At 62.7% G+C, this 15,418-nt stretch carries 15 protein-coding genes; 9 read left to right on the forward strand and 6 right to left on the reverse strand.

The genetic code is table 11. The annotated features are described in order from the left end of the window. Positions 1-2 precede the first annotated feature (2 nt). Positions 3-752 (forward strand): SAM-dependent methyltransferase, encoded by a 750-nt coding sequence (locus O3300_RS08030; protein ID WP_289910727.1) that lies wholly within the window; start codon positions 3-5, stop codon positions 750-752. 76 nt (positions 753-828) lie between these two features. Here O3300_RS08030 and O3300_RS08035 read toward each other — a convergent pair whose 3' ends face one another. Beyond that, a complete protein-coding gene (locus tag O3300_RS08035; protein ID WP_070255356.1) occupies positions 829-1,746 on the reverse strand; it encodes a 23S rRNA (adenine(2030)-N(6))-methyltransferase RlmJ in 918 nt (305 codons plus the stop codon). Here O3300_RS08035 and O3300_RS08040 point away from each other — a divergent pair. Together O3300_RS08040 and O3300_RS08045 are read left to right on the forward strand one after the other, a co-directional pair. Further along, positions 1,690-1,971: a hypothetical protein gene (locus O3300_RS08040; RefSeq protein WP_171984907.1), complete on the forward strand. Its 282-nt coding sequence runs from the start codon at positions 1,690-1,692 to the stop codon at positions 1,969-1,971. The two genes, O3300_RS08035 and O3300_RS08040, sit on opposite strands and share 57 nt — an antisense overlap. 52 nt (positions 1,972-2,023) lie before the next feature. After that, entirely contained in the window at positions 2,024-2,455 is a 432-nt protein-coding gene (locus O3300_RS08045; protein ID WP_305052652.1) for a thioredoxin family protein, read from the forward strand. A 2-nt stretch (positions 2,456-2,457) separates the two neighbouring features. On the opposite strand, the gene O3300_RS08050 is transcribed toward O3300_RS08045, so the two are convergent. Next, complete coding sequence (locus O3300_RS08050) at positions 2,458-4,740, reverse strand: xanthine dehydrogenase family protein molybdopterin-binding subunit (RefSeq protein WP_305052653.1); 2,283 nt, start codon at positions 4,738-4,740, stop codon at positions 2,458-2,460. Positions 4,741-4,750: 10 nt separating this feature from the next. After that, positions 4,751-7,888 (reverse strand): EAL domain-containing protein, encoded by a 3,138-nt coding sequence (locus O3300_RS08055; RefSeq protein WP_251351584.1) that lies wholly within the window; start codon positions 7,886-7,888, stop codon positions 4,751-4,753. A gap of 259 nt (positions 7,889-8,147) precedes the next feature. Between O3300_RS08055 and O3300_RS08060 the strand changes: the two genes are divergently transcribed. Further along, on the forward strand, positions 8,148-8,654 hold the full coding sequence (locus tag O3300_RS08060) for a DUF1993 family protein (RefSeq protein ID WP_034779265.1): 507 nt from the start codon (positions 8,148-8,150) through the stop codon (positions 8,652-8,654). Positions 8,655-8,733: 79 nt separating this feature from the next. Here O3300_RS08060 and O3300_RS08065 read toward each other — a convergent pair whose 3' ends face one another. Next, on the reverse strand, positions 8,734-8,928 hold the full coding sequence (locus O3300_RS08065) for a DUF1289 domain-containing protein (RefSeq protein WP_034779267.1): 195 nt from the start codon (positions 8,926-8,928) through the stop codon (positions 8,734-8,736). After that, complete coding sequence (locus O3300_RS08070; RefSeq protein WP_099667253.1) at positions 8,928-9,500, reverse strand: DUF1415 domain-containing protein; 573 nt, start codon at positions 9,498-9,500, stop codon at positions 8,928-8,930. Before O3300_RS08070 ends, O3300_RS08065 begins: the two co-directional genes overlap by 1 nt. Positions 9,501-9,838: 338 nt before the next feature. On the opposite strand from O3300_RS08070, the gene O3300_RS08075 reads away from it, so the two are divergent. From O3300_RS08075 to O3300_RS08095, 5 genes are all read left to right on the forward strand, one after another. Continuing rightward, complete coding sequence (locus O3300_RS08075) at positions 9,839-11,251, forward strand: transglycosylase SLT domain-containing protein (RefSeq protein ID WP_034779271.1); 1,413 nt, start codon at positions 9,839-9,841, stop codon at positions 11,249-11,251. Between the two features lie 103 nt (positions 11,252-11,354). Continuing rightward, positions 11,355-12,143, forward strand: coding sequence for an enoyl-ACP reductase FabI (gene fabI / locus O3300_RS08080; RefSeq protein WP_099667252.1), 789 nt, complete (start codon positions 11,355-11,357; stop codon positions 12,141-12,143). Positions 12,144-12,215: 72 nt separating this feature from the next. Next, positions 12,216-12,494 carry a hypothetical protein gene (locus tag O3300_RS08085; RefSeq protein ID WP_251351586.1) on the forward strand — a complete coding sequence of 93 codons (279 nt, stop codon included), beginning with the start codon at positions 12,216-12,218 and terminating at the stop codon, positions 12,492-12,494. Between the two features lie 5 nt (positions 12,495-12,499). Beyond that, positions 12,500-13,021 (forward strand): AlpA family transcriptional regulator, encoded by a 522-nt coding sequence (locus O3300_RS08090; protein WP_289910732.1) that lies wholly within the window; start codon positions 12,500-12,502, stop codon positions 13,019-13,021. A gap of 383 nt (positions 13,022-13,404) precedes the next feature. After that, a complete protein-coding gene (locus O3300_RS08095) occupies positions 13,405-14,811 on the forward strand; it encodes a DEAD/DEAH box helicase (RefSeq protein WP_071322891.1) in 1,407 nt (468 codons plus the stop codon). 85 nt (positions 14,812-14,896) lie between these two features. Here O3300_RS08095 and O3300_RS08100 read toward each other — a convergent pair whose 3' ends face one another. After that, positions 14,897-15,355 carry an acyl-CoA thioesterase gene (locus O3300_RS08100; protein WP_071326331.1) on the reverse strand — a complete coding sequence of 153 codons (459 nt, stop codon included), beginning with the start codon at positions 15,353-15,355 and terminating at the stop codon, positions 14,897-14,899. Positions 15,356-15,418: the final 63 nt, after the last annotated feature.

Raw genomic sequence — 15,418 nt, forward strand, 5'->3', positions numbered from 1 at the left:
ATATGACCGGCACCCTGTACCTGATTCCCAACCACCTCGGCCTGTCCGACAGCCCGGCCGACCCGCTGGCCCACATCATTCCGGAGCAAGTACGGCACATCACGTCGCAGCTCGATTATTTTGTTGCGGAAAACGCCAAGACGGCGCGCGCCTTCCTGAAATTGATCGGCAACCAGCATCCGCTGGCCAAGCCGCTGCAGGAAATCACGATTTCCGAACTCAACGTGAATACCCCGGCGCAAGCGCTGGCCGGCTTGCTGGCGCCCCTGCTGGCGGGGCGCGACGCGGGCCTCGTGTCGGAAGCGGGCGTGCCCGCCGTGGCCGATCCCGGCGCCGACCTGGTGCGCCTGGCGCATCAGCACGGCATTAAAGTGCGTCCGCTGGTGGGTCCGTCGTCGATCCTGCTGGCCGTGATGGCCAGCGGCTTGAACGGCCAGAGCTTCGCCTTCAACGGCTACCTGCCCACGGACGCGGCCCTGCGCGCCAAGCGCCTGAAAGAACTGGAAGGGCGTTCGCGCAATGAAAAGCAGACCCAGCTGTTCATCGAAACGCCGTACCGTAACGCCGCCATGCTCGACGCCCTCGTGGCGCAATGCGCGCCATCGACCCTGATCTGCGTCGCCACCGACCTGAGTCTGGACACGGAAAGCGTGCAAACGTGGAATGGCGGACAGTGGAAGAAACAATTGGCTGCCGGCAAGGCCCCGGACTTCCACAAGAAACCGACCGTGTTCTTGCTGCTGGGACAGTAAACTCCCGCCCATAAAAAACGCCACGGGTATATTGCCCGTGGCGTTTTTTATTACAGTACTACCAAGACAAGCAGGATTACACTCTTCTGGTGCCCGTATTCTTCTGTCCGCCCTTGCCCGTTTCCAATACAAACTTGGCGCCGTCGTCGCGGCCCAATACCTTCACCAGGTACGGCATGACTTCGCGCAACATCGGCTCCAGGGTGTATGGCGGGTTCAAGATGAACATGCCGCTGCTGTGCAAGCCGAAGCCGTCCGGCGACGGGGTGTTCACCGTCAGGGTCACGTGCAGCCAGTCCGAGCTGGGCAATTGCTTCAGCTTGTCGGCGAACTGGCGCGATTCCATGCGCTGCAGTACGGGGTACCAGACGGCATACATGCCCGACGGGAAGCGCACGAGGGCGTCGGCCAGGGTGTCCTTGACCTTGCGGTAATCCATCTTGTCTTCATACGGCGGGTCGATCAGCACCAGCGCGCGGCGCGATGGCGGCGGCAGCAGGGCTTTCAGGCTCTGGAAGCCGTCCGCCTTGGTGATGATGACGCGCTTGCCGCGCACGGTAGGACGCTCGCCCTGGGCCAGCGCATGCGCCTCGACCTTGCGGAAGTTGTCGGCCAGAATCTTGGCGTCGGCGGGATGCAGCTCGAACAGGCGCAGACGGTCTTGCTCGCGGCTGACCTTGTCGGCGCAGTACGGCGAACCCGGGTAATAGCGCATCTTGCCGCTCGGATTCATTTCCTTGATCAGCTTCATGTACTCGGCCAGCGAAGCCGGCAAGTCTGTGCGGTCCCACAGGGGCGCGATGCCCGTTTCGTACTCGGCATTTTTCGACGCATAGCCACCGTCGAGCGCATACACGCCCGCGCCGGAATGGGTATCGATATAACTATAGGCGGTATCTTTTTGATTCAGATATTGCAACAACTGAATCTGCACATAATGTTTCAACACATCGGCGTGATTACCCGCGTGAAAGGCGTGGCGGTAACTCAACATAAGCTGGCTAATTCCATAATAAAAATAAATAAAGGCGGGAGCGCTGACACCGGGCAGGGCATGAAAACAGACTGGAGGGGTCAGGCTGCGGGGCCAGGAAACAGCATGGACCAGCGTAATCAGCGCGCAATTACCAGCATTATCCACCAGAAAGGTGCGTTGCATCAAAAAACACGGATAAACAAGCTCATGCATTCCCGCGACTGGCGTCGCCGGGCGCGGTAGAATACGCGCATCGGGCGCCCGGCGCCCATCGCCCTACTGAATAGATACGACCATGCACAGCCTGACCCTCACGACCGATAACCGCGCCGACGTCGCGGCAGCCCTGGCCGGCCCGCGCTGGACGGTGGCCTGCCTGTGCGCGCTGTGGTGCGGCACTTGCGGCAGCTACCGCGCCACGTTCGAGGAACTGGCCGCGCGCCACCCGGACACCGTCTTCGTCTGGGTCGACATCGAAGACCAGGCCGACGTGGTGGGCGACCTCGACATCGACAACTTCCCCACCCTGCTGATCCAGCACGACGACAACGTGGCCTTCTTCGGCACCGTGCTGCCCGACGGCGGCCTGGCGCACCGCATGGTGCAGGCGCAGCAGGCGCTCGGCGTCGAGGAACTGGCGCGGCTGTCGACCAGCACGCAGGAACGGCGCGACTGGCAGCGCGACTGCAACTTGCGCCACATGCTGGCCGCGACACTCGATCAGTAAGATCAGCCCAGGCGCAGCGGCAGGCTGCGCAGCCGTTTTCCCGTCAAGCTGAACACGGCATTGGCCACGGCCGGCGCGATCGGCGGCGTGCCCGGCTCGCCCACGCCTTCGGGGTGTTCCGCGCTGGCAATGATGATGGTTTCCACCTCGGGCGTTTGCCCCATGCGCAGCACGGGATAATCGTGGAAGTTGCTTTGCGCCACTTTGCCTTCCTGGAACGTGATCTCGCCGCCCAGCGCTGCGGACAAGCCGAACAGCACGGCAGACTCCATCTGCTGGGCAATGATGTTCGGATTGACGGCAATGCCGCAATCGATGGCGCACACCACGCGCTGCACGCGAATTTCTCCGTTTTCCACGGACACTTGCGCCACTTGCGCCACGATGCTGCCGAACGACTGATGCAGGGCCACGCCATGCGCATGGCCGGGCGGAGGACTGCCCGCCCTGGCAACGGCCGCATCGAGCACGGCCAGGTGGCGCGGATGCTTCACCAGCATGGCGCGGCGGAAGGCGACGCCGTCCTGCCCCGCCGCATGCGCCAGTTCGTCGATAAAGCTTTCCTTGAAGAATGCATTGTGCGAATGCCCCACGGAGCGCCAATAGCCTACCGGCACGGCACTGTCGGCGATCACGTGGGCGATGCGCTGGTTGGCGATTTCATACGGCATGTCGAATTCGCCTTCGGCCGTCGTCTTGTCCGGCCCCGCACCGGGCAAGCCGAAATTGCGCTGCAAGAACTGGTGCGTGATGGAAGCGCTGACGGATTTGTTGTCCCAGGACGCGATGCGGCCGTGTTCGTCGAGGCGGGCCGCGAAGCGGGCCAGCGCGGCGGGACGGTACATATCGTGCTGCGTATCCTGTTCGCGCGTCCACACCAGCTGCACGGGCGCGCCGCCGCACTGCAGCGCGATGGCGACGGCCTGGGCCACCATATCCACTTCCAGGCGGCGGCCGAAACCGCCGCCGAGCAGCAGCACCTCGATCGTCACATCCTTCGCATCGACGCCGGCCACCTTCGCCGCCACGTCGACGGCGATGCCGGGCGCCTGCGTCGACACCCACAACATCACCTTGCCATCCTTGACTTGCGCGGTACAGTTGACGGGTTCCATGGCGGCGTGCGCGAGAAATGGCGCGCGGTACTCGGCCTTGACGCTGCGCAAACCCTGCACGGCCTTGCTTTCCACCTCGCCGCTGGCGTGGTACGCATGGCCCGCCTCGCTATCCAACAGGCGGGCAAACTCCGCATACACGCCGGCGCTGGACAGGTTCGCCTGCGGACCAGCCTTCCACTGCGTCGGCAAGGCGGCGGCCGCCTGTTTCGCGCGCCACCAGGTGTCGGCCACCACGGCGGCGCACGAGGTGACCGACGTGCCGCGCTGTGGCAGGTGCGGCGTCAGGTCCAGCACCTTTTTCACGCCCGGCATGGCGAGTATGGGCGCCGCGTCGAACGCGGCCAGGGTGTCGCCCAGGCGCGGCGGCAGATGCAGGGCCGCATACAGCATGCCGGGCGGACGCGCATCGATGCCGAAACGCGCGCTGCCATTGACTTTGGACGGCGTGTCGCGGCGCGGCGCCGGCTGGCCGATCAATTTGAAATCCTTGGGGGATTTGAGCACGGGCGTGCCCGGGTCGACGCCGGCAGCGCGCTGCGCCAGGCTGGCGTAGCTGGCGCGCCGCCCATCCGGGTGGAGCACTGCGCCATCTTCCGTGCGGCATTGCCCGGGCGACACTTGCCACAGCGCGGCGGCGGCGCCTACCAGCATGGCGCGCGCCGACGCACCCGCTTCGCGCATGGGGCCCCAGCCATCCTTCACGCTCGACGAGCCGCCCGTGACGACCACGCCCAGCTCACGCGCCGCCTTGGCCACCGTCCACTGCGCCAGCGCCTTCAGGCGGCCCTGGTCGTCCGGGTGGAACGGCAGGCTATCCTTGAGCATGGCGACATTACCGAAGATCTTGTCCATGGGCGCCTGGATCAGCTTGACGCTGCTCAAAGGCACGTCGAGTTCCTCGGCCACCAGCATCGGCAAGGCCGTGTGCACGCCCTGCCCCATCTCGCTGCGCGGCATGGCCAGGGTCACCGTGCCGTCCGTGCCGATGGCCAGCCAGCCGTTCAGCGCCACGGCGCCATCCTGCAGCGGCAGCGGCGCGCTGCCATGCAGGCGCTGGCGCGGCGGCAGCACGCCCCAGCCCAGCACCAGGGCGCCCACGCCGGCCACGCCGAGACCCAGACCGCCGAGCAGGAAACGGCGGCGCGACGTGTTTTTTTCTCCGGCCATGGGATACCCTTTAATTGGTTAGTGGTTGATCCAGCGGATCGGTCCAGCGCTCCAGCATATCCTGTGCCAGCACCGGACGGCTATAAAAATAACCTTGCGCCAGCTTGCAGCCATGGCGCAGCAGGAAGGCGGCCTGCTCTTCCGTCTCCACGCCTTCGGCAATCACGGACAATTGCATGCTCTTGCCCAGCTGGATGATGGCGATCGCGATCGCCTCGTCGTTGACGTCCGTCGAGATATCCTTGATGAAGGAGCGGTCGATCTTCAGCGTCTGCACGGGCAACTGCTTCAGATACGCGAGCGAGGAATAGCCGGTGCCGAAATCGTCGATGGCCAGGCCCACGCCGATGGCGTGCAAATCGTTGATGAAGCCCAGCGCGTCGCCCGTGTTCATGATCACCGATTCCGTCACTTCCAGCTGCAGGCGCTGCGGCTCCAGGCCCGTTTCCGTCAGGATGTCGGCCACCATGCCGGCGATGCTGCCCCGCTCGAACTGTTTTACGGACAGATTCACGGCCATCTTCGGCACGTGCAAGCCCTGCGCCTGCCAGCGCATCATCTGGCGGCACGCCTCGTCGAGCACCCATTTGCCCAGCTGGTTGATGAAACCGCTGTCCTCGGCCAGCGGAATGAAGCGGGCCGGCGGCACCAGGCCCAGTTCCGGATGGTTCCAGCGTACCAGCGCCTCGACGCCGACCAGGCGGCCCGTGTCGATTTCCACCTGCGGCTGGTAATTCAGAAACATCTCGTTTTTCTCGATCGAACGACGCAAAAAGGTTTCCAGGCGCAGGCGCTCGACGCCTTCGCCCGTCATCGACGGCGCATAGAAGCGGTAGCCGTTGCGCCCGCGCGCCTTGGCCTGGTACATGGCCACGTCGGCATTGCGGATCAACATGTTCAAGTCCAGCGCATCGTCCGGATACAGGCTGATGCCCACGCTGCAGGTGACGAACAGTTCATGGTCGGCCACCGTGAAGGGCTGGTCGAACATGGTCATCAACTTTTCCGCCACTTGCGTCGCACCGTACTCGCCGTCGACGCGTTCGAGCAGGACGATGAATTCATCGCCGCCCAGGCGCGCCAGGGTGTCGCCTTCGCGCAGGCGGGCCGCCAGCTGGCCGGCCACCTTTTGCAGCAATTCGTCGCCCACATGGTGGCCCAGGGTGTCATTGACGTTCTTGAAGCGGTCCAGGTCGATGAACAGCACGGCCAGCTGCTCCTGGTCGCGCGCGGCGCGCAGCAAGGCGTGCTGCAGGCGGTCGTGGAACAGCAGGCGGTTCGGCAGCGCCGTCAGCGGGTCGTGGTGGGCCATGTGGTCGAGCTTTTCCTGCGACTCCTTGATCAGGGTGATGTCGCTGAACACGCCCACGTAATGCGTGGTGGTGGCGTGCGTGTCGCGCACGGCGCTGATGGTCAGCCACTCCAGGTACAGTTCGCCGTTCTTGCGCTGGTGCCAGATTTCGCCGCGCCAGAAACCGCTGGCCTTCAGCTCATCCCACATGGCCTGGTAAAACGCCGCGTCGTGGCGCGCCGAGCGTGTCAGCGACGAGTGCTGGCCCACCGCCTCGGCCTCGGCATAGCCGGTGATCTGCGTGAAGGCGGGATTGACGGTGACGATGATGCCGCTGGCATCGACCACCATCACGCCGTCGGCAATATGTTCGAGCACGGTGGCCGACAGGCGCAGCTTTTCCTCGGCTTCCTTGCGCGCCGTGATGTCGGCATACACCCAGATGCTGCCTTCATTGGGGCGCAGCGGATCGAGCGCGCAGCCGCTGACCAGCGCCCAGAACAGGCTGCCGTCGCGCCGCTTGTACTGGCGCTCCTCGCTGAAATCGCCGCCCTGGGCCAGCGCCGGATACTGGCGCTCGCCCGCGTCCTCGAAGTCATACGCGCTCGCAAACACGATGGACGTCGAACGGCCCGTCATCTCGGCATGGTCGTAGCCGAACAGCTCCTCGCAGCGGCGATTGACGGAAATGATACGGCGGTGGCGCACGAACATCACGCCGAACATCACGTTGTCGAGAATCGCGCTCTGCTCCGTCAGCAGCGCTTCGATGCGCATCTCGTGGTGCTTGCGCTGGCTGATGTCGGCAATGATGCCGTCGACCCAGATAACGCCCTGCTCGCCCGCCTGCGGCTGGCCATTCTCGGCCACCCAGCGTTCGATGCCGAAAGCGTCGATGATGCGGTATTCCAGCGCATACGGCCGCACCTCGGCCACCGCCTGGCGCACGGCGCGGCGGTGCTCGCGGCGGTCTTCCGGGCAGATCAGGTCGGCCCAGGCATGCGTGGTGCCGCGCATGAACTGGCGCGCCGAATAGCCGGAAATTTCCTCGATGGCGTCGCTGACGAAATCGATGGGGCCGTCGGGCCGGTAGCGGAAGACGGCGCCCGGCACCTGCGTGACGATGGTGCGGAAGCGCTCTTCGCGCTGGCCCACGTCCTCGAACAGCTGGCCGATGGCCGCGCGCATTTGCTCGAGCTGGGCCGTCAGGCGCCCCAGTTCGTCATTGCTGTGCGAAGCCAGCGGCGTGTCGAAATCGCCGTGCGACAGGCGGTCGGAAAAGCGCGTCAGGCGGCGCAGGGGTTTCAACAGGCGGCGGTTCAGGAACAGCACGATCAGCGCCATCGACACGGCCAGCTGTGCGCCCAGCACGAAAATATAGGAGATCTGCTTTTCGCGCAGCTCCTGCTGGCTGCGCGCATCGTCCATTTCGACGACGACGTGGCCGATGCGTTCGCCGCGCACGAGGATGTCGCGCTCGGCGCGGTACAGATTGCCCACGGGGCGCTGCGGCGCCCGCAGGCGGATGAATTCCGTGTCGCCTTGCCCCAGCACCTTCACCAGCAGCACGGAGCGGTCGCGCATCACCGACTCGACCAGCGAGTGGGCCGATTCCGCATTCATGTTCCACAGCGACTCCTGCATGCCCAGCGCCAGGATGTCGGCATTGCGCTGCAATGCCTCGTTCAGGCTGGTGCGCGCCGACTGGCGCTCATGCACGCCGACCAGCACATAGCTGCCGAAGATGGCGGGCACGACCAGCCCGCCAAAGACCACCAGCAGCAAGGCGCCATAGATCGACGAGCCATACAGCACGCGCAGGCTGGCGCGCAGGCGCTGAGAAGGTGAATTAAACATGCGGCAACAGGGCAACAGGGATCAGGCGGGCGATCATTGACTTTACAGGGGAATCGGGTGGCGAGGCGGGACGAATCTTTATCAGGAGCAATTATGCATGCAAAAAGCGGGAAAAGTCACCAACAAACACGCGCCGGCGGCTACCTGATGTCATATAAACAGGGTTGAAAAACCACACGCATGCCGGCGCGCCAGGCCGGCGCCAGCAGAAAAGCGCGCAGCTTGCTATCATCGCGCCACTTTACCTAGAGGAACCATCATGACCTTCTCCATCTACTCCGCTTCGATCCCCGTCTTCAAACAGATCCTGGGCAGCCTGGCCGCCATCCTGGACAAGGCGGAAACGCACGCGCAAGACAAGAAAATCGACCCGAACGCCCTGCTGCAATTCCGCCTGTTCCCGGACATGCTGCCGTTCGTGCGCCAGATCCAGATCGCCACCGACTTCGCCAAGGGCTGCGGCGCGCGCCTGGCCGGCGTGGCCGTGCCACCGTATGAAGACAGCGAACAGAGCTTTGCTGAGCTGAAAGCGCGCATCGTGAAAACCATCGCCTTCCTGGAAAGCCTGCCGCAGGCGGACATCGACGGCAGCGAAACGCGCGCCATCACCACCGGCAGCGGCGAAAAGACCAAGCACTTCACGGGCCAGACCTACCTGTTCCACTACGCGCTGCCGCACTTCTTCTTCCACGCCACGACGGCGTACGACATCCTGCGCCACAATGGCATCGAAGTGGGCAAAAAAGATTTTATTGGTAGTTATTGATCGCTAGCGCTGAAATATGGGGTCAGACCCGTCGGGTCTGACCCCAGCATTTGCCGCTGGGTTCGGCAACACAAACACGTCATGTATTCCTGCGCGGATACCCTTGCGCCAGGATGCGCACCCACACCACTTCCTTCTCTTCATCCGTCATCGACACCCAGTGGGCCACTTCCACCACGCTGCGGCCGCAGCCGCGGCAGATTTCATCGAACGTTGTCGAGCACACGGCCACGCAGGGCGTATCGGGACGCGGCGGCAATTCCTTGTCCGCCATCAGGATACCTTCGGCAAGCCGAGCTTTTCCCAGCCTTCAGTGCCCAGCGCTTCCAGTGTGGCAATATTCTTGTCGAAAATTTCCGATGCTTCCGGGAATGCCTCGACGGCGCGCTCGATGCTGTCTTCGCGCAGCAAATGCAGGGTCGGGTACGGCGAACGGTTGGTGTAGTTGCTGATGTCGTCCTCGAACGTCTCGGCAAACTGATAGGCAGGGTGAAAACTGGCCACTTGCAGTTCGCCCGCCAGGTGCATGTCTTCCACGGCCGCGTCGGCCACATCGAGGAACTCGTTGTAGTCGAGGAAATCGTTCAGGGTATATGGATGGATCAGCAAGGTCGTGTCGATCTGCTCGGGATCCGTGTCGGCCAGGATTTGCAGCTCGTCCATCAGCAGCGCCAGCAAATCTTCCGGATTGCTCGATTCGCACACCACGTAGCGGATCTGCTTCTTGACGTGCACGGCCTTGGCGAACGGGCACAGGTTCAGGCCGATCACGGCCTTTTCCAGCCAGGCAACGGTATTGGCGATGATGACGGCGTTGTCGTCGTCGTGGCGCGTCGGGGTGTTCATATACTTAACTCTCTATCAATATGGCGGCCGGCAGCCGAATGGCCGGCCAAAGCCAAATTGTACGCACTTTTGCGCAGCCTCATGCCCGGCGCTGTCCAAGCTTGCGCCAGCCTCTTCGCCATGTATGCTATAACAGCGGCCGAATCACGCATTGGGCAAATTAAATTTGCAATAATGACAGCATTTGCGAATGGAAACTCAGCCGTATCCCACTTATTGCCGCTTATTTCCTGTCATCATGCTGACATAATTCTTGACTCCTGCATGTGGATATACGTACACTCGCTGCTTGATCATGGGTCTGTCCGATGTTTCTCCGACGACAACAATGGAACACTATGCACGAAAACTCCTTTAAATCTACCGTCCTGGCGGCGTTGGCACTGGCGCTTGCGCCCGCCCTCAGCCAGGCGTACGAAGCCGGTGTTGAGAGCGATAACGCGCCAGTCGCCGCCGCCGCACCTGCCCTGATCCCGATGACCGCCCAGGTCACGGCGAAACTCCCCACCCTCGACAACCGCCTGCAAAAGACCGACCGCCTGCTGAAAAACCTCAGCGACAATTCCGATCCGCTGCGCGAAGCCGACGTCTGGGGCCGCATCCGCAGCGGCTATGCGATTCCCGACATCAATAACCAGCTGGTGGCCAATCACGTCAACTGGTACGCCACCCGCCCCGACTACATCGCCCGCACCACGGCGCGCGCTTCGCGCTACATCTTCCACGTGGTGCAGGAACTGGAAAAGCGCGGCATGCCGACGGAACTGGCCTTGCTGCCGTTCATCGAGTCCGCCTTCAACCCGCAAGCGTTCTCCAGCGCCAATGCGGCCGGCATGTGGCAATTCGTGCCCGCCACGGGACGCGATTTCAACCTCAAGCAAAACATGTTCAAGGACGAGCGCCGCGGCGTGCTGGCCTCGACCGATGCGGCCCTGACGTACCTGCAGCGCCTGTATGACATGTTTGGCGACTGGCAACTGGCCCTGGCCGCCTACAACTGGGGCGAAGGCTCGGTACAGCGCGCCATCAAGAAAAACCAGGCGCTGGGCAAGCCAACCGACTTCGAAAGCCTGGCCGACCTGATGCCGGCCGAAACGCGCAACTACGTGCCCAAGCTGCAAGCGGTGAAAAACATCATCGCCAATCCGGCCCAGTTCGGCCTGACCCTGCCCGTGGTCGACAACCAGCCCTACTTCACGGCCATCGACAAGACCAGCGACATCGACATCACCGTCGCCGCCCAGCTGGCCGAACTGTCGATGGATGAATTCAAGGCCTTGAATCCGCAATTTAACCGCCCCGTCATCATCGGCGGCGAAAAGACCAAGATTCTGTTGCCACAAGAAAACGCCGCCAAGTTCACCACCAACCTGGCGCAATGGGGCCATGCCTTGTCGAGCTGGACGACGCACAAGATCACCAATGCGCGCGAACGCATCGAAACCCTGGCGTCGAAATTCGGCACCACGGCCGACGTGCTGCGCCAGGCCAACAATATCCCACAGCGCACCAGCCTGCGCGCCGGCTCCACCATCCTCGTGCCGAAAACCTCGGCCACGATGAACAAGGACATCACCCAGGAAATCGCCGACAGCGCCACCATGCTGCTGGAAGCGGACCGTCCGGAACGGGCCGCCAAGGCACTGCGCCGCGCCGCCAAGGGAGGCAAGGTGCAAGCCGCGCCAATTTCCCTGGTGAAACCACGCATCCAGCGCGGCGGCGGCAACAGTCGCGCCAAGGCCCGTCACTGATTGCCTGAGCTGTATTGACCTACCTCACCGGCCGCCACAGCTTTGCTGTCGCGGCCGGTTGCACATCCGCCTTACCCGCCCACCTACCCAGACAGGAGTCGTCATGGCTTTCTTGCAAGGCAAAAAAATCCTCATCACGGGCTTGCTGTCGAACCGCTCCATCGCCTATGGCATCGCCAAGGCTTGCCACCGCGAAGGCGCCACCCTCGCCTTCACCTATGTGGGCGAACGCTTCAAGGAGCGCATCACGGAATTTGCGGCGGAATTCGGCAGCGAACTGGTCTTCGACTGCGACGTGTCCAGCGATGAACAGATCAGCGCCGTCTTCAGCGACCTGGCGCAGCACTGGGAACACCTCGATGGCCTCGTGCACGCCATCGGTTTCGCGCCGCGCGAAGCGATCGCCGGCGACTTCCTCGACGGCCTGTCGCGCGACAGTTTCCGCATCGCGCACGATATTTCCGCCTACAGCTTTCCCGCCATGGCCAAGGCCGCCCTGCCCCTGCTGCATCCGGGCGCCTGCGTATTGACCCTGACCTACCTGGGCGCCGTGCGCGCCGTGCCCTACTACAACACCATGGGCCTGGCCAAGGCATCGCTGGAAGCGTCCGTGCGCTACCTGGCCGAATCGCTGGGCCCGCGCGGCATCCGCGCCAACGGCATCTCGGCCGGCCCCATCAAGACCCTGGCCGCGTCCGGCATCAAGGATTTCAGCAAGCTGCTGGGCTTTGTGGCCGAACACGCCCCGCTGCGACGCAACGTCACCATCGAGGAAGTCGGCAACACGGCCGCCTTCCTGCTGTCCGACTTGGCGTCGGGCATCACGGGTGAAATTACCTACGTCGATGGCGGCTTTTCGCAAGTGATGGCAGTCAATCCCGAAGTAGAGTAATGCGGTGGCAGCCGATACTCTGCGGTTGTCACTTGACAACCATAGAATATCGACCTACATTGGAGGCATCGCATGGCGCGCTCCCCGCACCCGAAGAAGGACATCGAAGCGGCGCTGCGCCACGCGGAAAACCAGGGCTGGCGCGTGGAGGTGGGTGGCAGCCATGCCTGGGGCAAGATCTACTGCCCCTACAACGATGCCAGCTGCCGCTGCGGCGAATTCTGCATCGCCTGCATCTGGAGCACGCCGAAAAATCCCGGCAACCATGCGCAGGCGATACGGCGGGTGGTCGACAATTGCACTTTCAATAAGCTGATACACGACTGCATGCAACGCAAATCCAGGGGGTAGCCATCATGGATTACATCTTTACTCTCAAATACCGCCTGCCCGACAACGAAACCGACCTCGATGCGCTGGCCGAGCGCCTGGGCGGCGGCGGTTGCGACGATGCCCTGGCCGGCATCGGGCAAGCGGGCCGCCTGGCGCTGGAATTCACGCGCGAGGCCAGCAATGCCAGCGAAGCACTGCTGAGCGCCATGGCCGATGTGAAAGCCATCGTGCCCGGGGCCGTGCTGGCCGAGGCCGCCCCCGACTTCGTGGGACTGACGGACGTGGCGCAAGTGCTGGGCTTGTCTCGCCAAAACCTGCACAAGCTGATGAACAAACACCGCCACAGCTTCCCCGCGCCCGTGCATGAGGGCAGCGCCACCATCTGGCACCTGGCCGACGTGCTGGCTTGGCTGCAGGCCAAGGGGACTTACCAGCTGGAACGCAGCCTGGTCGACGTGGCGCAAGCGGCCCGGCAAATCAACCTGGCCAGGGAAACGCGACAGGCGCCGCCGCTGCCCGCCGACATCGTGGCCATGCTCCATTAAACGGAAGAAAACTACGTATTCTTACTGATTTCACATAGGAAACATGAGCAAAACGTGGTAGGACTGTCGTTTCTTCCCATTTAAGCCGTGCAAAACGGCAGCAAATACGGTATAGTGTCGTTGTGCGCTGCAATATGTTTCCTTGAAGCGATGGCAACACCGCAGTTACATGCACTACAAACTTAGCAGCTTCGCAAGCCTTAGCGCATCCACAGGATGCCGCTTAATAAAGCCCTCCCGCCTTGTGTGTCGCACCTGACACCGTCCCGGCGCAAAGCTTTTGTGCCGAAATTTCTTTCTAGTTGAGTCATTTCGTTTTGGTTGGCGTTGCTATTTTGCGTTCTGCTTTTTGCAAGAACGCTGATTTTCACGAAAGAAAAAGAATGACATTTGAATCCTTAGGCCTGCATCCGTCCATCCTCGCCGCTCTGACCGAATCGGGCTACACCGCGCCAACCGCGGTACAGTCGCAAGCGATTCCAGCCGCGATCGAAGGCCGTGACCTGCTGGTCTCGTCGCAGACCGGTTCGGGCAAGACCGCAGCATTCATGCTGCCGTCGCTGCACAAACTGGCCAGCGCCGAACAAAGCGCCGCCGGCAAGACGCCAAACCAGGAAATGCAAGCATCGCGCGCCCGCGGCGAGCGTCCACGCTTCAAGGCTGCCCAGCCAAAAATGCTGGTGCTGACGCCGACGCGCGAACTGGCCCTGCAAGTAACGACCAACACCGACAAGTACAGCACCGGCATCCGCCGCATCAAGGCTGTGTCGATCCTGGGCGGCATGCCTTACCCTAAACAGATGCAATTGCTGGCCAAGAATCCTGAGATTCTGGTCGCGACCCCTGGCCGTTTGATCGACCACATGGACTCGGGCAAGATCGACTTCTCGCAACTGGAAATCCTGGTGCTGGACGAAGCCGACCGCATGCTGGACATGGGTTTCATCGACGACATCGAAAAGATCGTCGAAGCGACGCCGGAAGGCCGTCAAACCATGCTGTTCTCGGCAACGCTCGATGGCGTGGTCGGCAACATGGCCCGCCGCATCACGAAAAACCCGCTGGTCATCCAGGTGGCAAGCTCGAGCAACAAGCATGAAAACATCACGCAGCGCGTCCACTTCGTCGACGACCTGTCGCACAAGAATCGCCTGCTGGACCACCTGCTGCGCGACGAAACCTTGGACCAGGCTGTTGTGTTCACCGCCACCAAGCGTGACGCCGACACCATCGCCGACCGTCTGAACATCGCCGGTTTCTCGGCTGCCGCCTTGCACGGCGACATGCATCAGGGCGCGCGTAACCGCACCCTGGACGGCATGCGCCGCGGCCAGGTCAAAGTGCTGGTTGCCACCGACGTTGCCGCCCGCGGTATCGACGTGCCGACGATCACCCACGTGTTCAACTACGATCTGCCGAAGTTCCCGGAAGACTACGTCCACCGCATCGGCCGTACCGGCCGCGCTGGCCGCAATGGCCTGGCCATCTCGCTGGTGAACCACGCTGAAGGCATGAACGTCAAGCGCATCGAACGCTTCACCAAGCAATTGATCCCGGTCAATGTCATCGAAGGTTTCGAGCCAAAGAAAACGGCATCGGCACCACGTTCGAGCGCCCGTCCAGGCGGCTGGAAACCAGGCGACAACCGTGGCGGCGCGAAGCCAGGCCAACGCACGTTCAGCAAGCCGGGCGCACCGCGTAAAGACGGCGCACCTAGCACCGGCGGCGGCTACAAGGGCTCCAACCCGCGCAGCACCGACGGCGCACGCCGCAGCTACGGCGACCGTTAATCACGGTTTGCCATTGCCTCTAGGCATGCAATGAAAAACGGCCACCAGATCGCTCTGGTGGCCGTTTTTTTATGCCCGCAACGCTTTATTTCTTCGACACTTTCTGGCGCGACAGCTTGCGCAGCTTGGCCTGCTCGAAGCGCACCTGCTGTTCCGGTGTCTCCAGCGCCAGCGGCGGCACGGCCACGGGCTTGCGGTTCGCATCCACGGCCACCATCGTGAAATAACAGCTGTTGGCGTGGCGCACCAGGCGCTGCTGGATGTTTTCCGTCACCACGCGGATACCCACTTCCATCGACGTCGTGCCCGTGTAATTGATCGAGGCCAGGAACGTCACCAGTTCGCCCACGTGGATAGGCTGCAGGAACATCACCTGGTCCACCGACAGGGTGACCACGTAGCTGCCCGAATAGCGGCTGGCGCAGGCATAGGCAACGCTGTCGAGGTACTTCAGGATGGTGCCGCCGTGCACGTTACCGGAAAAGTTGGCCATATCGGGCGTCATCAAGACCGTCATCGTCAGTTCGTGGGCCGACCAGTTCATCGCGCTGTCCAAAGTGTTCTCCAAAGGGGGAAATTAAAAGTGAGGGAAGATGTGAAAACCGGC

It is taken from the genome of Janthinobacterium sp. SUN206 (assembly GCF_030587305.1).
Lineage (GTDB): Bacteria > Pseudomonadota > Gammaproteobacteria > Burkholderiales > Burkholderiaceae_D > Janthinobacterium > Janthinobacterium kumbetense.

Coding starts and splice junctions, on each gene's coding strand:
- O3300_RS08030 (WP_289910727.1), top strand. CDS start 3: ATGACCGGCACCCTGTACCTGATTCCCAACCACCTCGGCCTGTCCGAC.
- O3300_RS08040 (WP_171984907.1), top strand. CDS start 1,690: ATGTTTCAACACATCGGCGTGATTACCCGCGTGAAAGGCGTGGCGGTA.
- O3300_RS08035 (WP_070255356.1), bottom strand. CDS start 1,746: ATGTTGAGTTACCGCCACGCCTTTCACGCGGGTAATCACGCCGATGTG.
- O3300_RS08045 (WP_305052652.1), top strand. CDS start 2,024: ATGCACAGCCTGACCCTCACGACCGATAACCGCGCCGACGTCGCGGCA.
- O3300_RS08050 (WP_305052653.1), bottom strand. CDS start 4,740: ATGGCCGGAGAAAAAAACACGTCGCGCCGCCGTTTCCTGCTCGGCGGT.
- O3300_RS08055 (WP_251351584.1), bottom strand. CDS start 7,888: ATGTTTAATTCACCTTCTCAGCGCCTGCGCGCCAGCCTGCGCGTGCTG.
- O3300_RS08060 (WP_034779265.1), top strand. CDS start 8,148: ATGACCTTCTCCATCTACTCCGCTTCGATCCCCGTCTTCAAACAGATC.
- O3300_RS08065 (WP_034779267.1), bottom strand. CDS start 8,928: ATGGCGGACAAGGAATTGCCGCCGCGTCCCGATACGCCCTGCGTGGCC.
- O3300_RS08070 (WP_099667253.1), bottom strand. CDS start 9,500: ATGAACACCCCGACGCGCCACGACGACGACAACGCCGTCATCATCGCC.
- O3300_RS08075 (WP_034779271.1), top strand. CDS start 9,839: ATGCACGAAAACTCCTTTAAATCTACCGTCCTGGCGGCGTTGGCACTG.
- fabI (WP_099667252.1), top strand. CDS start 11,355: ATGGCTTTCTTGCAAGGCAAAAAAATCCTCATCACGGGCTTGCTGTCG.
- O3300_RS08085 (WP_251351586.1), top strand. CDS start 12,216: ATGGCGCGCTCCCCGCACCCGAAGAAGGACATCGAAGCGGCGCTGCGC.
- O3300_RS08090 (WP_289910732.1), top strand. CDS start 12,500: ATGGATTACATCTTTACTCTCAAATACCGCCTGCCCGACAACGAAACC.
- O3300_RS08095 (WP_071322891.1), top strand. CDS start 13,405: ATGACATTTGAATCCTTAGGCCTGCATCCGTCCATCCTCGCCGCTCTG.
- O3300_RS08100 (WP_071326331.1), bottom strand. CDS start 15,355: ATGAACTGGTCGGCCCACGAACTGACGATGACGGTCTTGATGACGCCC.